This window comes from Thauera sp. (genome assembly GCF_035444905.1).
Taxonomy (GTDB): domain Bacteria; phylum Pseudomonadota; class Gammaproteobacteria; order Burkholderiales; family Rhodocyclaceae; genus Thauera.
In genome coordinates, this window is the sequence record NZ_DAOMPS010000023.1 from 25,639 (window position 1) to 42,154 (window position 16,516).

The following is a 16,516-nucleotide window of genomic DNA, read 5'->3' on the forward strand; positions in this document are numbered from 1 at the left end:
GCAGGGGCGGGCTCGGTGGTTTCACGGCCGGCGCGGCCTGCGCGGACCCCCAACGGGAACGCGCAGGCCGCGCTGCGTGTCGCCGGGCTCAGGTGCCGATCACGCCGCCGTCGTCCTTGGTGATGACGACGGTCGCCGAGCGCGGGCGGCCACCGGCGGCATCCGGCCAGCGGCTGAAAGCGAGCGGGTTGGCGGCGATGAAGTCATCCATCGATACCCCGGCCGGCGGCGTGGGGCGGTTGGGATGGCTGCCCACCTCGCCCGGGTGCTGGACGTTGATGAACATCGTCTTGCCGTCCGGGGTGAAGGTCAGGCCGGTGATTTCGCAGCCTGCCGGGCCGACCAGGAAGCGGCGGATCTCACCGGTTTCCGGGTTGGCGCACAGCATCTGGTTGTTGCCCTGGCCGGCATAGACCCCGGTGTCGCTGAAGTTGCCGTCGGTCTGGATCCACAGGCGGCCATCGGCGTCGAAGCCGATGCCATCGGGGCTGTTGAAGGTGTTAGCGCTGTTGATGGCCGACGAGCCGGCGTTGAGGTCGCCCGGCGCGTACACGTTCGGGTTGCCGGCGATCACGAACAGGTCCCACTCGAAGCGCATCGCGGCGGCGTCGTTGCCAGCCTCGCGCCAGCGCACGATCTGTCCGAAACGGTTCGCTGCACGCGGGTTGGCGTCGTCAACCTGGGCGGCGCTGCGGCCGCTGTTGTTGGTGAGCGCGCAATAGACCTCGTTGGTCGCCGGATGCACGGCGATCCATTCCGGGCGGTCCATCTTGGTCGCACCCACGGCGTCGGCGGCCTGGCGCGTCTTGATCAGCACCTCGGCCTGGTCGGCAAAGCTGGCGTCGGCGGCCAGCACCGGGTTCGCCTGCTTGTCGAGCAGTACCCACTCGCCGGTACCCATGAAGTCGCCCGCGGTCGCGCCGTTGCCGAACTTGGCCACATAGAGCTTGCCGCTATCGAGCAGGCGGCGATTGGCGGCGTCCTTGCCCGGCACGAAGCGGCCGTCGGAAACGAACTTGTAGATGTAGTCGTTGACCTGGTCGTCGCCCATGTACACCACGACGCGGCGATCGGGCGTGAAGGCGTAGGCACAGTTCTCGTGCTTGAAGCGACCGAGCGCGGTGCGCTTGACCGGCATCGAGGTCGGGTCGAAGGGGTCTATCTCCACCACCCAGCCGAAGCGGTTCGACTCGTTGGGCTCCTTCGCGTAGTCGAAGCGCTCGTCGAACTCTTCCCAGCGGTAGCCCGTGCCGCGCGCGCTGATGCCGTAGCGGCGCATCGACGCGTCGCGTCCATCCACCCCGCTGGTGGTGCCGAAGTAGCCGTTGAAGTTCTCTTCACAGGTGAGATAGGTGCCCCAGGGCGTGAAGCCGTTGGCGCAGTTGTTCAGGGTGCCGAGCACACGGGTGCCGGTGGGGTCGGCCTTGGTCCGCATCAGCGCATGGCCGGCGGCCGGGCCGCTGATCCGCATCGGCGTGTTGCCGGTGATGCGGCGGTTGTACTTCGAATTGAGGACGATCTCCCACCTGTTCCGGTGCTGGCGGATGTGGATGACCGCGGCGCCATGCGCGTTCTGCGCCTTCAACACCTTGTCGGCCGTCCACGGTTCCATGAACTCGGCACCGAACAGGTACTCGTAGTTGGTGTACTCGTGGTTCATCACCAGCAGGCCTTCCTTGCTCGACTTGCCGTGAATCGGGAAGAAGTGCATGCCGTCATGGTTGTCGCCGATCTGGCGGGCCTGATCGGCGCCGCTGTTGCTGCCATCCGGCTTCCACCGCGGCGAGTCGGCGAACAGCGCATCACCCCAGGCCGCGAAGATCTGCGCGCTGTAGCCTGGCGGAACGACGATGGCGTCGCCACGCGAGGCCGCCACCGGGGCAAAGCCGATCTTCGGCGTCTTGCGCGGCCCATTGTTGCCATAGCCGGCGCCCATGTGCTGATGCGCTTTCTGGGCGGCCTGCGCGGCGAGCGGCGCCGCGAGGAAGGCGGCGGCACCGAGACCGAGACCGCTCTTCAGGAAGCCGCGGCGCGACACCACGCGCTCCACGACGTTCTGGAAGTGCTCGTTGTCGGAAAGGTTGCTGGGCAGGTCGTCGAGGTCGAACTGACTCATTACGGGCTCCACGGATCGGGTTACTGAAAGGAAGCCGGATTCTCGCGAGTGCGTATGTCAGTCCCGTGACCGTGATATGAAGATGTCTCGCAGGCGCCTGAAAGTTCAGGACAAAGGAATGATCGCCGGTTGCGGCGGTCTGGGCGGCGGGCGCTATACTCCCGGGTTTCCAAGTGCCTTCAGTGTCGATGTCCGACCCCACCCCGATCTTCGCCGCCGACGGCCCGCTCGCCGCCGCGATCCCCGGTTTTCGCGCCCGTCCGCAGCAGATCGAGATGGCGCAGAAGATCGCCGAGGCTTTGCGCGACAACCGGGTGCTGGTGGCCGAGGCCGGCACCGGCACCGGCAAGACCTTCGCCTACCTGGTGCCGGCGCTGCTGGGCGGTGGCAAGGTCATCATCTCCACCGGCACCAAGACCTTGCAGGACCAGCTCTTCAACCGCGACCTGCCCACCGTGCGTGCAGCGCTCAAGGTGCCGGTGTCGATCGCGCTGCTCAAGGGGCGCGCCAACTACGTCTGCCACTACCACCTCGAGCGCAACGCCCGCGACGGCCGCTTCCTGACCGCGCAGGATGCCGCCGACCTGCGCGCCATCGGCCGCTTCGCCCAGCTCACGCAGACCGGCGACAAGGCCGAATGCACCGACGTGCGCGAGGACTCGCTGGCCTGGACCGCCGCCACGTCGACGCGCGACAACTGCCTCGGCCAGGACTGTCCGCACAAGGACGAATGCTTCGTGATGCAGGCACGGCGCAACGCGATGGAGGCCGACGTGGTGGTGGTCAATCACCACCTGTTCTTCGCCGACGTGATGCTGCGTGACGAGGGCATGGGCGAGCTGCTGCCGGCCTGCAACGCGGTGATCTTCGACGAGGCGCACCAGCTGCCGGAGACGGCGAGCCTGTTCTTCGGCGACAGCGTATCCACCGCCCAGGTGCTGGAGCTGGCGCGCGACACGCGCTCCGAGACCGTGGCCGCGGCGCGCGACTGCGTGGCGATGATCGATCAGACGCGCAACCTGGAAAAAGCCGCGCGCGACCTGCGCCTGGTGTTCGGCACCGAGTCGGCGCGCCTGTCCGCTGCTCAGGCGGCTGAGCGTGAGGGCTTCGATGCCATGGTCGACGCGCTCGAGAAGGCGCTGGCCGACTTCCAGGCCGTGCTCGACACCCAGGCCGAGCGCTCCGAAGGGCTTGCCAACTGCCTGCGTCGCACCGAGGAAATGACCGAACGGCTGGCGAACTGGCGCAACCCGGAAGCGAAGGAGCTGATTCGCTGGGTGGAGGTCTTTACCCAGTCGCTGGCACTGAATGCGACCCCGCTGCATGTGTCGGATGTGTTCAAGCGCCAGCTCGAGGGGCACCCGCGCGCGTGGGTGTTCACTTCCGCCACGCTGGCCGTGGGCAAGGCCGATTTCGGCCACTATTGCCGCGAGCTGGGCCTGGCGTGGATGGATCCGCCGCCGCTCACTGCGGTGTGGGGCAGTCCCTTCGATTACGCCGAGCAGGCGCTGCTGTACGCGCCTGCCGGCATGCCCGAGCCCAACGCGCCCGACTACACCGAGCGCGTCGCCCGCGTCGCGCTACCGTTGATCCGCGCCTCGCGCGGGCGTGCCTTCGTGCTATGCACCTCGCTACGCGCGATGCGCCGCATCCACGAGCTCATCGTCGACGGACTGCAGCAGGGCGGCGATACGCTGCCGGTGCTGCTGCAGGGCGAGGGCTCGCGGACCGAATTGCTCGAGCGCTTTCGGCGCCTGGGCAATGCGGTGCTGGTGGCGAGTCAGAGCTTCTGGGAGGGCGTGGACGTGCCGGGCGATGCGCTGTCGCTGGTGGTGATCGACAAGCTGCCCTTCGCGCCGCCGGACGACCCGGTGCTGGCCGCGCGCGTCGAACACATGCAGAAGCAGGGCCTGAGCCCCTTCGTGCACCACCAGCTGCCCAAGACCGTGATCAACATGAAGCAGGGCGCGGGGCGCCTGATCCGTACCGAGCGCGATCGTGGCGTGCTGTGCGTGTGCGATCCGCGCATGATCGAGAAGTCCTACGGCAAGGTGGTGTGGCGCAGCCTGCCGCCGATGCGGCGCACCCGGATGGAGGCCGACGCGGTGGCCTTCCTCGAGCGGCTGCCGCCGCCGCGACAGGGCGACTGAGGCCCGTCTGTTGTATCCTCTCGGGTCACGCAACCCGACCCCGACTGCGGCTTCTCGATGAACGTTTTCGGTTTCGCCGGCTGGTCCGGCTCCGGCAAGACCACCCTGGTGGAAAAGCTCATTCCCGAGTTCACCCGGCGCGGGCTGCGGGTGTCGGTGATCAAGCACGCCCACCACGGCTTCGACCTCGACAAGCCCGGCAAGGACTCCTGGCGCCACCGCGAGGCCGGTGCTACCCAGGTCCTGATGCTGTCCAACGAGCGCTGGGCGCTGATGCACGAGCTGCGTGGCGCGCCCGAGCCCACGCTGGACGCGCAGCTGCGCCTGCTCGAACCCTGCGACCTGGTGCTGATCGAAGGCTACAAGGCCGCGGCCGTGCCCAAGATCGAGATCCACCGCCCTGCACACGGCAAGTCGCCGCTGTGGCCGGAGAACCCGCACGTGGTTGCGGTCGCGACCGATGCCGCCGACCCAGCGGATCTCGACTGCCCGCTGCCGCGCCTGCCGCTCAACGAGCCGGCGCGCATCGCCGAGTTCATCCTCGACTACCTGAAGATTCAATGAACGCCAACATGCTCTCCTTCGATGAGGCCTACGAGAAGCTGCTGGGTTTCGTCCGCCCGGTGCGCGAGATCGAGCAGGTGGACGCGATGTTCGCCACCGGTCGCGTCCTCGCCGTCGCCCAGCACTCCTCGATCAACCAGCCGCCAATGGACAACTCCGGCATGGATGGCTACGCGCTGCGTGCCGCAGACGTGCCGGCGGCTGGCACCCGATTGCCGGTGAGCCAGCGCATCCCGGCCGGCAGCGTGGGGCACGACCTGGCCCCCGGCACCGCCGCGCGCATCTTCACCGGGGCAGCGCTGCCGCCGGGTGCCGACGCCGTGGTGATGCAGGAGCTGTGCGAGCACGATGGCGAACACGTCATCGTCAACACCATCCCCCAGGTCGGTGAAGCCGTGCGCCGCAGGGGCGAGGACATGGCGGTGGGCGAACTCGTGCTGCCGGCCGGCATGCGCCTGAGCCCGCAGGCGGTGGCGCTGGCAGCATCGATCGGTCTGGCGCAATTGCCGGTATTGAGAAGGGTGAAGGTGGCGATGTTCTCCACCGGGTCCGAACTCGTGATGCCGGGCGAGCCACTGCCGCCGGGCGCCATCTACAACTCCAACCGTTTCATGCTGCGCGGCCTGCTTGCCGAGCTGGGCTGCGAGATCGAGGACTTCGGCATCGTGCCCGACCGCCTGGACGCCACCCGCGAGGTGCTGCGCCGCGCCGCGCAGGGACACGACCTGATCCTCACCAGCGGCGGCGTGTCGGTGGGCGAGGAGGATCACGTCAAGCCCGCGGTCGAGGCCGAGGGCAGCCTCGACATGTGGAAGATCGCGATGAAGCCGGGCAAGCCGCTGGCCTACGGCAACGTGCATGGCGCGGCCTTCATCGGGCTGCCCGGCAATCCGGTGTCGAGCTTCGTGACCTTCCTCATGATGGTGCGTCCCTTCCTGCTCGCGACCCAGGGTGTGCGCGAGGTGGCGCCGACCGCGCTGATGCTGCGGGCCGATTTCGACTGGCCGAAACCGGACCGCCGCCGCGAATTCCTGCGCGCGCGCATGAATGCGCAGGGGGGCGTCGAGCTCTTCGCCAACCAGGGCTCGGCCGCCCTCAATTCCACGGTGTGGGCCAACGGCCTGGTCGATATTCCGGCCGCCACTGCGATCGCCCGCGGCGAGCCGGTCCGCTTCCTGCCCTACGGCGAACTGCTGCATTGAACGAGTCCCCACGGACGAGCGAGACGATGAACATGACGATGAAGGTGAAGGTTCTGTATTTTGCCAGCCTGCGCGAAGCCCTCGGCGCGTCTGGCGAGGAGCTGGCCCTGCCCGCCGGCGTCGATACGGTCGGTGCACTGCGCGCCCACCTGGCCGCCCGCGGCGAGGCCTGGCAGGCAATGGCGAGCGGCCGCAACCTGCGGGCGGCGGTGAATCAGCGCATGGCGGGCCTCGAGGCTGCGATTGCGGCCGGCGACGAAGTGGCATTCTTCCCACCGGTGACCGGAGGCTGAGTCATGAGTGCGCCCAGTGAAGTGAGCGTGCAGGAGGCAGACTTCGACGTCGGTGCCGAGATCGCGGGTCTTGGCGAGGAGCGGCGTGATGTCGGTGCCGTGGCCAGCTTCGTCGGTCTGGTGCGTGACATCAACGACGGCAGCGGCGTGTCGGCAATGACCCTGGAGCATTATCCGGGCATGACCGAGCGTGCCCTCGAGGACATCGTCGCCGACGCGCGCCGTCGCTGGTCGGTGCTGGGGGTGCGCGTCATTCATCGCTATGGGCGGCTCGAGCCGACCGATCGCATCGTGTTCGTCGGCATCGCGAGTGCTCACCGCGGTGATGCGTTCGCGGCCTGCGAATTCATCATGGACTACCTCAAGACGCGTGCGCCATTCTGGAAGCGGGAGGAGACGCCGCAGGGGGCGCGCTGGGTCGATGCACGCGAGGCCGATGACTCGGCCGCGGCGCGTTGGGAGGGGGCGGAGCAGGGCGCTCTCGGCACGGACAAGGGTATCGAGGAGAGCTGGGACGAGGTCGAGCAGCGACGCTGAGACGGTGCGCACTCGGTAACGAAAACGGCGCCTTGCGGCGCCGTTTCTACAGATCGGGTGTGGCCCGAGCCGGGCTGCTTACTTGCGGCCCTTGCCGCCCTGCTGGGTGAAGGCCTGGAAGGCTTCGGTCGAGGCGCGGGTCATCTGCTCGAAGGCGGCGCGAGTCGTGTCCATCGCCGTCTGCATCGCGCCGAGGGCGTTCTGGTCCGAGATCGGCATGCCCTTGAACATCTTCTGCATCGCTTCGAACATGTCGGTGCTGCCGCTGGTGAGCTGCTCGCCCACGAGCTTGCCGAACTCGGCCTGCGTGGTCGCGGAGATCTCGGCGATCTCACGGGCGCACGCGAGCATCTTCTCGGTCGTGCTCTGCGCGTACTGCGCGCGCAGTTCCATCATGCCCTTCGGGTCCTTCACGGTCGACAGCGCCTTGGCGTTCTCGACGCCTTCCTCGAACAGGCGCTTGGCGGTATTGACCTGGATTTCCATGATGCGCTGCGAGTTCTCGATCGACATCTGGGCCAGACGCATGGCGGCCTCGAGGTTCTTCTTTTGAAGTTCGTTGAACTGGTCTTGTTTGGTAGCCATAAGCAATCTCCACTCGCGCGATATTGGATTGATTCGAAGGTGGCGAGGCGTCCATTGCGCAAGCCCGTACCGATCCTGAATTCGACCAGCCGACTGCGCCGTATCCCTGCGCCTCAGCCGGCACAATAGCACAGGCGCGCGGCGGCATCGGTTGCGGGCAAAGACAAAGGGGCGAAACAGGGCGTCCGTGTTGCGTCGCGGGAACAATGCGCCGATGGCGGGCGGCGTCACCGGATACGGGCGCGGTTGTCGAGATCCCGGTCCGGGTCGCCGGGGGCATCGGCAGCGTGCCGCGGGAACCAGGTCTCGAGTTCGTGGCCCACGGCGTCGATCGCCGCCTCGAGGCCGGACTCCAGTCGCCCCGCGCGGCAGGCGGCGCCGAGCGGCTCGACGATCGCGCGCCAGTGCGCAGCATCGACGTGGCGCGCGAGGCCGCGGTCGGCGACGATCTCGATCAGGTGCTCGGCGAGCTGAACGTAGATCAGCACCCCATTGTTGTATTCGGTGTCCCACACGCGCTGCTTGCCAAAGACGGTGATGGCGCGGTCGCGGACGATGTCGGCGATGGGCTCGCCGTGACGCAGGTTGCGCCACAGGTAGCGCAGCGGCAGGCTCGCCTCGACGCACAGGCAGATCTGTCCGCTGTGGCTTCGCTCGCTCGCGCCCACACGTTGTTCGAGGCGGTCGAGGCCGTCCTCGCCGAGTGCGCGGAAGGCGTCGTCGGCGTCCAGCCAGAGGTGGCGGGCGAGGCGGCTGAGGGCTTCCAGGCTCAGGATGGTCATCTACCAGCCCCCCGAGGCGCCGCCACCACCGAAACTGCCGCCACCGCCCGAGCGAAAGCCTCCGCCGCTGCGCCCGCCGCCGCCCCGGCCACCGCCCCAGATCACCGGGCCGCTGCCGCGATGAAAGCCCCCGCTACCGCCGCCACGGCCACCGGCGCCGGTGGCGAGCACCAGCGCAAGCACCGCGGCAATGACGCCGGCGATGCCCGCCAGCACCAGACTGCCGGTGATGAGCTTGGCGACCACGCCGATGGCACCACCGGTGGCGATGGCGCCGAGCTTGCGCCCGAGCACGCCGATCAGGATGGAACCCAGCACCGGCACGGCGACGAAGAGGAAGGCGGCGAGATCCTCGAAGGCGAAGTCGCCGCCTGTGTCCTGGCGGGCAGGCAGTGGCAGATCCTCCCCCCGGATCAGGGCCATCAGGCCCTCGACACCGGCATCGAGCCCGCCGGCAAAATCGCCGGCGCGAAAAGCCGGGGTGATCAGGCGATCGATGATGCGGTAGGCCGCGAGGTCGGGAACGGCACCTTCGAGTGCCCGCGCGACCTCGATGCGCACCTTGCGGTCGTCCTTGGCAACGATGAGCACGATGCCGTCGCCGATCTCGCGGCGGCCGATCTTCCAGGCGTCGGCCACTCGCCATGCATAGGCTGCGATGTCCTCGGGCGCGGTGGTCGGCAGCAGCAGGACAACGATCTGGCTGCCGCGCTCGGCCTCGAAGGCGGCGAGTTTGGCCTCGAGTGCGCGCAGTTGGCTCGCATCCAGGGTCGCGCTGCGGTCGATCACCCGCGCCTGCAGTTCCGGCACCGGCTGCAGGTTCTGCGCCAGGGCCGCCGCCTGGACCAGCAGCGCCAGTGCGGGTAGCAGCAACAGCACCAGCAGCCGATACCAGCCGGCGCCGCGCCGCCGCGCCGCGGTCAAGGGTGCCGACACGCCGGCAGGGTGGGGCGCAGCAGGTGACGCGGGCAGCAGCGCCACCGTGAGGCCTGCGGACAACGCGTTCACCGCGGTCAGCGCGCGCCCGCGCCGCTGCCCTGGCCGCCGAAGTCCACGCGCGGCGGCGCAGAGATCTCGGCCTCGTTGGCCACCGTGAAGCCCGCCTTGGGCCTGTAGCCGAACACCATCGCGGTCAGGTTGGTGGGAAAGCTGCGCGCGAGGACGTTGTAGGCCTGCACCGATTCGATGTAACGGTTGCGGGCCACGGTGACCCGGTTCTCGGTGCCTTCGAGTTGCACGCGCAGGTCCTGAAAACCCTGGTTGGCGCGCAGGTTGGGGTAGTTCTCGGATACCGCAAGCAGCCGCGACAGCGCGCTGCCGAGCTGGCCCTGGGCCTGCTGGAAGCGCTCCATCGCCTGCGGATCATCGAGCATCTCCGGGGTGACCTGGATCGCGGTCGCGCGCGAGCGTGCCTCGATCACCCGGCTCAGGGTCTCCTGCTCGAAGTTCGCCTCGCCCTTGACCGTTTCCACCAGGTTCGGGATCAGGTCGGCGCGGCGCTGGTACTGGTTCAGGACCTCGGCCCAGCTGGACTTGGTCTGTTCGTCCAGACGCTGGAAGTCGTTGTAGCCGCAGCCGCCCAGCAGCAGGCTGGCGCTGAGCACGGCGGCGGCGCTGAAGTGGCGCGCGCCGGTGTTGCGCTTTGCGGGGGGCGTCGTTGAACGTGCGGGCGTGGTGGCGACAAGCATGGTGTGACTCCCTGATCTGTTGATGCTGGCGTCGTCGAACTGTACCAGTGCGCGACCGTCGCGGGGCCTGACGGCCAAGCCCGAATTCTTGTTTTTCCTCAAGGCGGGCGCACCCGCCCCCGCATAGGATTCGCTTCGCTGCGAGTCCGGCCGCAGGTCATGTCCGGATCCCAACCGATGGAAGAGATCACGATGTTCCAGAACGATGTTCACCCCTTCGATGCGCGTGGCGTCGCCAAGCGCTTCCGCCATGCGGCGATCTTCGGCGCCCTCGAGTCGCTCGAGGACGGCGAGGTCATGCGTTTCGTCAATGACCACGACCCCGTGCCCCTGCTGGGCCAGATCCAGCAGCGCTATGGCAACCAGGTCGGCATCAACTACGTCGCCCGCGAGCCGGGCAACATCGTCATCGATTTCACCATCCAGCTCGGCGCGCCCGCTGCAGCCGGCATCCCGGCCGCAGCGGCGGCAACGGGTAGCTGCGGCGGTGGCGGCCACGGCTGCGGCTGCTCGAGCAGCTAAGCCTTCCGGTACTTGCGGAAGATCGCGCGCGCATCGGCTTGCGCGCGCTCCAGTGTGCACATCGACGGATCGTCGTCGTGCCCGCTGAAGAAGTCGTCCGCCTGGGCGGCCATCACCAGCTTGATGGCCGCTTCCTCGCTCTGGTCGTAGCGCTCATAGAGCAGGGTGGCGACCTCGTCGAGGTGCTGTTCGTAGCTCATCGGCATCGCGCGTTCTCCCTCAGCGCATCGTGACGAATTCTTCCGCGCTGGTCGGATGGATCGCGATCGTGTCGTCGAAATCCGCCTTGCGCGCCCCCATCTTTACCGCCACCGCAAAGCCCTGCAGCATCTCGTCAGCGCCTTCACCGATGACGTGGGCGCCGACGATGCGCTCGTCAGGGCCGGCACACACCAGCTTCATCGCGGTCTTCGGCCGATGCTCGGTAAGGGCGTGATACATGCCGGTAAAGCGCGTCGTGTAGACCTTCACGTCGGTCAGCCGGCTGCGGGCCTCGTCCTCGGTCAGTCCCACGGTGCCAATCGGCGGATGGCTGAAGACCACCGTCGGAATGTGCTCGTAATCGAGCCGGCTGTCCCCTTGATTCAGAAACAGTCGGGCCGCCAGCCTACGCCCGGCGGCGATGGCCACCGGGGTCAGCTCGGCGCGCCCGGTGATGTCGCCGATGGCGTAGATGCCGGGGACGGCGGTGTTCTGAAAGGCATCGGTGGCGATCACGCCCTTGTCGTCGGCCGCGAGACCGGCCGCCTCCAGTCGGAGCGCGCCGGTGTTCGCCCGGCGGCCGGTCGCCCACACGAGTGCGTCCACCTCCAGCATGCCGCCATCGCCGCACTCGATGCGGAGCGTGCCGTCGGCCTGGCGGCTGACCCTGCGCACCTGGGTGCCGAAGTGCAGGCGCACACCGTCCTCCTGCATCTGCGCCATCAGCTCCTCGCGCAGCATGGCGTCGAAGGGCCGCAGCAGATGAGGGCCGCGCACGAGCATGCTGACCTCGCTGCCCAGGCCGTTGAACACGCCCGCCAGTTCGACCGCGATGTAGCCCGCACCGACCACGGCGACGCGGCGCGGCTGCCGCTCTAGCGCAAAGAAGCCGTCCGAGTCGATGCCCAGCTCGGCGCCCGGGATGTCGGGCACCAGCGGCCCGCCGCCGGTGGCAATGACGATGTGCGGGGCGCTGAAGCGCTCGCCCCCGACCTCGATCGTGCGTGCATCCACGAAGCGGGCAAAGCCGCGCGCGACATCGACGCCGGCCTTGTCGAGCATGCTGGCGTAGATGCCGTTCAGTCGCGCGACATAGGTGTCGCGGCGGGTCTTCAGGGTGTTCCAGTCGAACCGCGTCTCGCCGACGCTGAAACCGTAGCCGGGGGCGTCGCGCAGGGTCTGCGCGATGCCCGAGGCGTACCACATCACCTTCTTGGGCACGCAGCCCACATTGACACAGGTGCCGCCGAGCCTGCCCGCCTCCACCACCAGCGCGCGGGCGCCGTATTCCGCCGCACGCCGTGCCGTCGCCACGCCGCCGCTGCCGCCGCCGATGGCGATGTAGTCGTAGTTCTTCATTCCTCACTCCGATGCTGTTGAGCCCTTGAAGCAGATCCCGCTGCCGGGCAGGGATTCGCCAATGGCTGCATTTTCGCCCGGCTGCGCCGGTCTGGGGGCTTGATTCCATTGTGGTGGATGAGGACCTGGCAAGGCCTGGCCGCCATCCTCTACGCAGAGAATAAAAAGATAACTTTATATTCTTTTGCGATCTTAAAGGCCTCGGTTAAGGTGCTGCGATCTGAATTCTGCACCGCATCACCGAATCATGCCCCTTCCCGAAAGTGTTCATGCACTGATCGTCGGCGTCGTGTTGATCGGTCTGTTCGTCACTTTCGTGCGCGAATGGGTCAAGCCCGACGTCGCGGTCATTGCGGCGGTCGCGCTGCTGCTGGCGCTCGGCCTGCTCACGCCCGCGAAGGTGCTGAGCGTGTTCAGCAACAGCGCGCCGATCACCATCGTCTGCCTGTTCATCATCAGCGGTGCCCTCGGGCGCACCGGCTGCGTGGATCGGCTCGGAGAATGGATCGGCAATCTCGCCGGGCACAGCGAGCGCCGCCTTCTCATTGCAATGCTGCTGGTCGGGGTGACGGTGTCGCCCTTCATCAACAACACGCCGGTGGTGATGGTGATGATTCCGGCCGTGATCGCCATGGCCGGACGCTTCGCGGTGGCGCCCTCGCGCCTGCTGATTCCCCTGTCCTACGCCACCATCCTCGGCGGGCTGGTGACCATGGTCGGCACCTCGACCAACATCCTGGTCGATGGCGTGGCGCGTGACATGGGGCTGGCGCCCTTCTCGATGTTCGAGATCTCCGCGCCGGCGCTGGTGATGGCCTTGATCGGCTGCGCCTTCATGGCCGTCTTCGCGCAGCGCTTCCTGCCGGTGCGCGAGACCCTGACCCAGCAATTCAGCGGCAGCAGCGACCGTCTGTTCATGACCGAGCTGTTCGTACCCGAGAACTCGCGCCTGGCCGGCCGCACACTCAAGGAGGCCCGGCTGTCGAACGGCGTCATCAAGGTGCTGAAGCTGTTCCGTGGCGAGGACGAACTGTCGGCGCCGGCGCCGGAGACCCGCCTCGAGGTGGGCGACCGCCTGATCGTGCATACGCGCAGCAGTGCGATGGTTGACCTGCGCAGCACCGATCTCGTCGGCCTGCGCGTGCAGAGTCCGCCCGCGGCCGACCCGCATGACCTCGAGACCCTGCGCCGGCGCGACGTGGTGATCGTCGAAGCCCTGGTCGGGCAGACCTCGCGCTACGTGCAGCGCCCGATCCGCGACCTGGACCTCGCCGCGCGCTATGGCATCCACCTCATCGCCGTGCATCGCCGCAATGCCTCGATCCCGGATGTGGGCGACGACTTCCAGCTCCAGTTTGGCGACGTGTTGCTGGTCGAAGGCACGCCGACGCAGATCAAGCGTTTCTGCGACAACGGCGACCTGTTCGCGATCACCGACGGCAAGGTCAGCGCCACCCGCAGCACCAAGGCGCCGGTCGCGCTCGCCACCATCGCCGGGGTGATGCTGCTGGCGGCCTTCAACGTGATGCCGATCGAGGGGCTGGCCATCATCGGCGCCGCGGTGGTGCTGATCACCGGCTGCATTCGCGCCGATGAGGCCTACAAGGCAGTGGAATGGCCGATCATCGTGCTCATCTTCGGCATGCTCGCGATCAGCATCGCGATGCGAGATTCCGGCCTCGCGGCCCTGCTGGCGGGCAGCCTGGTGACGATCGGCGAGGGACTGTCGCCGTGGATGATGCTGTCGCTGGTGATCCTGATGACCTCAATCGCCACCGAGTTCATCAGCAACAACGCGGTGGCGGTGCTGTTCACGCCGGTGGTCATCGGCGTTGCCCAGCACCTGGGGGTGGATCCGCGCCCCTTCGTGGTGGGGGTGATGTTCGCCGCGAGCGCGAGCTTCGCCACCCCGATCGGCTACCAGACCAACACCCTGGTCTATAGCGCGGGCAATTACCGTTTCGCGGACTTCGCCCGCCTCGGCATCCCGATGAACCTCATCGTGTGGGCGGCGGCCAGCGTGCTGATTCCGCTGTTCTGGCCGCTGCGCGCGCTGTAAGCGCGAGCGCTCACAGCACCTGCTCGATGGCTTTCAGCACTTCCGGGGCGTCGGGCTTCACCCGGCTCGGGAAGGATGCGACGACGCGGCCATTGCGGTCGATCACGTACTTGTGGAAGTTCCAGCGCGGCGCCGACGACTGGCGCGCGATCTCGCGGAACAGCGGATGAGCCTTGTCGCCGGTCACCGAGATCGGCGCGAACATGTCGAAGCTGACGCCGAAGTTGGTGAAGCACACCTCGGCCGTCTTGGCCTCGTCGTCCGCCTCCTGGCGGAAGTCGTCGGACGGGAAGCCCGCCACCTTCAGGCCTCTGTCCTTGTATTTCTGATGCACCGCCTCGAGCTCGCGGAACTGGCCGGTGAAGCCGCAATGGCTGGCGGTATTGACCACGAGGACCGCCTGCCCGCCGAAGCGCGCGGCCAGATCGACCACCTCGTCCGAATGCAGGCGTCGCATTTCATGGCTGAACATCTGGCTGGCCGCAGCGCCCTGATCGGCGAGCGCGGGGGCGCACAGTGCCGCAACGGCGGCAGGCAGAAACAGGCGGCGGAAGGTCGCGTGCAGCATGGTTTCATCTCCGGTTGGGGTGCCGGATAGACCACGGGCTGCGCTGCCGGTTCGCTGTGCATCAGGCGATGCGGAAGCTGCCCACCGTCTGCGACAGTTCGCGGGCCGCGCGCTCCAGGGTGTCGACCTCTCCGGCGACGAAGCTTGCGGAGGCCTCCGTCTCGTCGGCGAGGCCGGCCACGGCGTCGACCGCTGCAGCAATGTGTCGCGCAGCCGCGCTCTGCTCACCGAGGCTGGCTGCAATCGATCCGAAGACTTGTTCGACGCGGCCTGCGTCGTCGGTGATGCGCCCGATCGAGGCCCCCGCCTCGGCAGCGAGCTCGGTGCCCTTGCCGACACGCTCGACCGCCGAGTCGATGTTGGCCAGCGCTTGCGCCTTGCTCGCCTGGATGTCGTCGATCATGCTGGCGATCTCCTCGGTCGCGGCCGAGGTGCGTTCGGCGAGCTTGCGCACTTCGTCGGCGACGACCGCGAAGCCACGGCCCTGTTCGCCGGCACGTGCAGCCTCGATGGCGGCGTTGAGGGCGAGCAGGTTCGTCTGGCCGGCAATGTCCTTGATCAGGCCGACGACTTCCGCCACGCGGTCAGACTGGTTGCCCAACTCCTCGACGCTGTGCGCCGAATGCTGGATCGTGCTGGCGATGCCCGTGATCTCGTCGATCGCCGCCTGGACGATGCCGGCGCCATTGCGTGCCGAGGCCCCCGAGTCGGCAGCCAGGGTCCGTGCCTGCTGCGCATCGCTTGCCAGGCGCGCCATCTCGTTGGTGAGCGCGTCGACCGAGGCCGAGATGTCCCCGGTGGCGCCGCGCTGCTGGCGCATGCGTTCGGCGGCGACGCTTGAATGGTGGTCCAGCGCCTGCGCACTGCTGGCAATTGCCTGCGCCTCGCGGTTGAAGCGCTCGAGCGTGCTTGCGAGCTTGCCCTGCATGTCGAGGACCGAGCGCAGCAGGCTGGAGGCACCATCGCCATGACCGAGCGGTCGCAGGTCGCCTTCACCGATGCGTGCAGCGAGCTCGCCGACCCGCGCCGACTCGATCGCCTCCTGTTCCAGCCGCAGCGCCATGTACATCAGCATTCCCGCCTGCACGACGACGTACGCGGCATGCCCGAGTACTCGCGCCAGCGACGGCCCACTCTCGAACACGTAGACGCCCCAGTTGAGGGCCTGCAGGGTGTTGAATGCAAGGTGATGGACTGCGATGAGCAGGGCAGCGAGCAGGATGGGGCGCCAGTCGCGGTAGTAGAGCAGGAAGGCGAGCAGCACGAAGATGCCGAAGTGGGCCTCGATCACGCCACCGAACTGCTGGATCGTCAGCCCCGAGAACACCATGAAGGCCGCGGCGATCGCGCACCGTGAAAGCAGTGAGCCGGGTACGAGCGAGACCAAAGCGCTTGGCACGAGCAATGCGGGCAAGCCGACGGCGATGCCGATCAGCCAGCTCTCAGTGTACGCGGCGATGCCGAGCGTCAGGACAAACAGCGCGCCAAGGAAGGCGAGCATCAGCCGGTCGGCAGCGGCACGAAAGCCGTGCAGGCTGTCGGGGGAGTCTGGGGGCCTGGACATGAGGTTTTCCTGGTTTCGGTCGTGTGCGGTTTCAGCGCACGATGCACGCATCGGCAGGCGGTAGGGTGAGGGCATGCCAGCCCAGCAGTGCTCCGCTGTAGGCAATCCAGAACACGAGTGCGACCCAGGCCAGGCGGCGTCGAAAGACACCACCTGGCGCCGCCTGCGGGGAGCCGGGCTGGTGTCGATCGGAGGCGTCCTGCGTTCCAGCGCTAAACATGCCTCGCTTGAACGGCAGGCCCTGGTGAAACTTTAGCCGCTGAACGGGGACGGACCCACCGGCGACTCAGCGCCCCCATCCTGATCCTCGATCGCATCGGTCACCA

Annotated in this window: 17 protein-coding genes; 7 read left to right on the plus strand and 10 right to left on the minus strand. The window is 67.7% G+C overall.

The window, feature by feature from the left end:
• Positions 1 to 88: 88 nt before the first annotated feature.
• Entirely contained in the window at positions 89 to 2,116 is a 2,028-nt protein-coding gene (locus tag PLC66_RS11760) for a PhoX family protein (protein ID WP_324540579.1), read from the minus strand.
• 188 nt (positions 2,117 to 2,304) lie between these two features.
• On the opposite strand from PLC66_RS11760, the gene yoaA reads away from it, so the two are divergent.
• From yoaA to moaE, 5 genes are read left to right on the plus strand one after another with little or no spacing between them, the layout of a single operon-like run.
• Entirely contained in the window at positions 2,305 to 4,266 is a 1,962-nt protein-coding gene (gene yoaA, locus PLC66_RS11765) for a DNA repair helicase YoaA (protein ID WP_324540581.1), read from the plus strand.
• Between the two features lie 57 nt (positions 4,267 to 4,323).
• A complete protein-coding gene (gene mobB, locus PLC66_RS11770; protein WP_503012197.1) occupies positions 4,324 to 4,830 on the plus strand; it encodes a molybdopterin-guanine dinucleotide biosynthesis protein B in 507 nt (168 codons plus the stop codon).
• Positions 4,827 to 6,032, plus strand: coding sequence for a molybdopterin molybdotransferase MoeA (locus PLC66_RS11775; RefSeq protein WP_324540583.1), 1,206 nt, complete (start codon positions 4,827 to 4,829; stop codon positions 6,030 to 6,032). The genes mobB and PLC66_RS11775 overlap by 4 nt, the downstream gene beginning before the upstream one ends.
• A gap of 32 nt (positions 6,033 to 6,064) precedes the next feature.
• Positions 6,065 to 6,325 carry a molybdopterin converting factor subunit 1 gene (gene moaD, locus PLC66_RS11780; protein ID WP_324540651.1) on the plus strand — a complete coding sequence of 87 codons (261 nt, stop codon included), beginning with the start codon at positions 6,065 to 6,067 and terminating at the stop codon, positions 6,323 to 6,325.
• A gap of 3 nt (positions 6,326 to 6,328) precedes the next feature.
• Complete coding sequence (gene moaE / locus PLC66_RS11785) at positions 6,329 to 6,862, plus strand: molybdopterin synthase catalytic subunit MoaE (protein ID WP_324540585.1); 534 nt, start codon at positions 6,329 to 6,331, stop codon at positions 6,860 to 6,862.
• Between the two features lie 78 nt (positions 6,863 to 6,940).
• Here the strand turns inward: moaE and PLC66_RS11790 are convergent, their stop codons facing one another.
• The 4 genes from PLC66_RS11790 to PLC66_RS11805 form a co-directional block, all read right to left on the minus strand.
• On the minus strand, positions 6,941 to 7,447 hold the full coding sequence (locus PLC66_RS11790; RefSeq protein ID WP_324540587.1) for a phasin family protein: 507 nt from the start codon (positions 7,445 to 7,447) through the stop codon (positions 6,941 to 6,943).
• Positions 7,448 to 7,674: 227 nt separating this feature from the next.
• The gene (locus PLC66_RS11795) at positions 7,675 to 8,229 is read right to left on the minus strand and encodes a TPM domain-containing protein (RefSeq protein WP_503012198.1); all 555 of its coding nucleotides are present in this window, start codon (positions 8,227 to 8,229) and stop codon (positions 7,675 to 7,677) included.
• Positions 8,230 to 9,153, minus strand: a complete 924-nt coding sequence (locus PLC66_RS11800) for a TPM domain-containing protein (protein ID WP_503012199.1) — start codon at positions 9,151 to 9,153, stop codon at positions 8,230 to 8,232. It lies immediately after the preceding gene.
• 89 nt (positions 9,154 to 9,242) lie between these two features.
• On the minus strand, positions 9,243 to 9,917 hold the full coding sequence (locus PLC66_RS11805) for a LemA family protein (RefSeq protein WP_324540589.1): 675 nt from the start codon (positions 9,915 to 9,917) through the stop codon (positions 9,243 to 9,245).
• 192 nt (positions 9,918 to 10,109) lie between these two features.
• Between PLC66_RS11805 and PLC66_RS11810 the strand changes: the two genes are divergently transcribed.
• On the plus strand, positions 10,110 to 10,439 hold the full coding sequence (locus PLC66_RS11810) for a DUF2249 domain-containing protein (protein ID WP_416163234.1): 330 nt from the start codon (positions 10,110 to 10,112) through the stop codon (positions 10,437 to 10,439).
• Here PLC66_RS11810 and PLC66_RS11815 read toward each other — a convergent pair.
• Positions 10,436 to 10,645 carry a hypothetical protein gene (locus tag PLC66_RS11815; protein ID WP_324540590.1) on the minus strand — a complete coding sequence of 70 codons (210 nt, stop codon included), beginning with the start codon at positions 10,643 to 10,645 and terminating at the stop codon, positions 10,436 to 10,438. The genes PLC66_RS11810 and PLC66_RS11815 overlap by 4 nt on opposite strands.
• 13 nt (positions 10,646 to 10,658) lie before the next feature.
• Positions 10,659 to 11,999 (minus strand): glutathione-disulfide reductase, encoded by a 1,341-nt coding sequence (gene gorA, locus PLC66_RS11820; RefSeq protein ID WP_324540592.1) that lies wholly within the window; start codon positions 11,997 to 11,999, stop codon positions 10,659 to 10,661.
• A gap of 247 nt (positions 12,000 to 12,246) precedes the next feature.
• Between gorA and PLC66_RS11825 the strand changes: the two genes are divergently transcribed.
• Positions 12,247 to 14,058: an SLC13 family permease gene (locus PLC66_RS11825; RefSeq protein WP_324540595.1), complete on the plus strand. Its 1,812-nt coding sequence runs from the start codon at positions 12,247 to 12,249 to the stop codon at positions 14,056 to 14,058.
• 10 nt (positions 14,059 to 14,068) lie between these two features.
• Here the strand turns inward: PLC66_RS11825 and PLC66_RS11830 are convergent, their stop codons facing one another.
• The 3 genes from PLC66_RS11830 to PLC66_RS11840 all read right to left on the minus strand — a co-directional run bounded on the left by PLC66_RS11830 (position 14,069) and on the right by PLC66_RS11840 (position 16,410).
• Positions 14,069 to 14,626, minus strand: coding sequence for a glutathione peroxidase (locus PLC66_RS11830; protein WP_324540597.1), 558 nt, complete (start codon positions 14,624 to 14,626; stop codon positions 14,069 to 14,071).
• Between the two features lie 61 nt (positions 14,627 to 14,687).
• Positions 14,688 to 16,190, minus strand: coding sequence for a methyl-accepting chemotaxis protein (locus PLC66_RS11835; protein ID WP_324540599.1), 1,503 nt, complete (start codon positions 16,188 to 16,190; stop codon positions 14,688 to 14,690).
• A 31-nt stretch (positions 16,191 to 16,221) separates the two neighbouring features.
• Positions 16,222 to 16,410 (minus strand): hypothetical protein, encoded by a 189-nt coding sequence (locus PLC66_RS11840; protein ID WP_324540601.1) that lies wholly within the window; start codon positions 16,408 to 16,410, stop codon positions 16,222 to 16,224.
• Positions 16,411 to 16,516: the final 106 nt, after the last annotated feature.

Excerpts from the sequence above, each read along its gene's own strand:
- PLC66_RS11840 (WP_324540601.1), bottom strand. The coding sequence starts at position 16,410 with ATGTTTAGCGCTGGAACGCAGGACGCCTCCGATCGACACCAGCCCGGC.
- PLC66_RS11830 (WP_324540597.1), bottom strand. The coding sequence starts at position 14,626 with ATGCTGCACGCGACCTTCCGCCGCCTGTTTCTGCCTGCCGCCGTTGCG.
- moaE (WP_324540585.1), top strand. The coding sequence starts at position 6,329 with ATGAGTGCGCCCAGTGAAGTGAGCGTGCAGGAGGCAGACTTCGACGTC.
- gorA (WP_324540592.1), bottom strand. The coding sequence starts at position 11,999 with ATGAAGAACTACGACTACATCGCCATCGGCGGCGGCAGCGGCGGCGTG.
- PLC66_RS11805 (WP_324540589.1), bottom strand. The coding sequence starts at position 9,917 with ATGCTTGTCGCCACCACGCCCGCACGTTCAACGACGCCCCCCGCAAAG.
- moaD (WP_324540651.1), top strand. The coding sequence starts at position 6,065 with ATGACGATGAAGGTGAAGGTTCTGTATTTTGCCAGCCTGCGCGAAGCC.
- PLC66_RS11810 (WP_416163234.1), top strand. The coding sequence starts at position 10,110 with ATGTTCCAGAACGATGTTCACCCCTTCGATGCGCGTGGCGTCGCCAAG.
- PLC66_RS11790 (WP_324540587.1), bottom strand. The coding sequence starts at position 7,447 with ATGGCTACCAAACAAGACCAGTTCAACGAACTTCAAAAGAAGAACCTC.
- PLC66_RS11835 (WP_324540599.1), bottom strand. The coding sequence starts at position 16,190 with ATGTCCAGGCCCCCAGACTCCCCCGACAGCCTGCACGGCTTTCGTGCC.
- PLC66_RS11760 (WP_324540579.1), bottom strand. The coding sequence starts at position 2,116 with ATGAGTCAGTTCGACCTCGACGACCTGCCCAGCAACCTTTCCGACAAC.
- PLC66_RS11825 (WP_324540595.1), top strand. The coding sequence starts at position 12,247 with ATGCCCCTTCCCGAAAGTGTTCATGCACTGATCGTCGGCGTCGTGTTG.
- yoaA (WP_324540581.1), top strand. The coding sequence starts at position 2,305 with ATGTCCGACCCCACCCCGATCTTCGCCGCCGACGGCCCGCTCGCCGCC.
- PLC66_RS11815 (WP_324540590.1), bottom strand. The coding sequence starts at position 10,645 with ATGCCGATGAGCTACGAACAGCACCTCGACGAGGTCGCCACCCTGCTC.
- PLC66_RS11775 (WP_324540583.1), top strand. The coding sequence starts at position 4,827 with ATGAACGCCAACATGCTCTCCTTCGATGAGGCCTACGAGAAGCTGCTG.
- PLC66_RS11795 (WP_503012198.1), bottom strand. The coding sequence starts at position 8,229 with ATGACCATCCTGAGCCTGGAAGCCCTCAGCCGCCTCGCCCGCCACCTC.
- mobB (WP_503012197.1), top strand. The coding sequence starts at position 4,324 with ATGAACGTTTTCGGTTTCGCCGGCTGGTCCGGCTCCGGCAAGACCACC.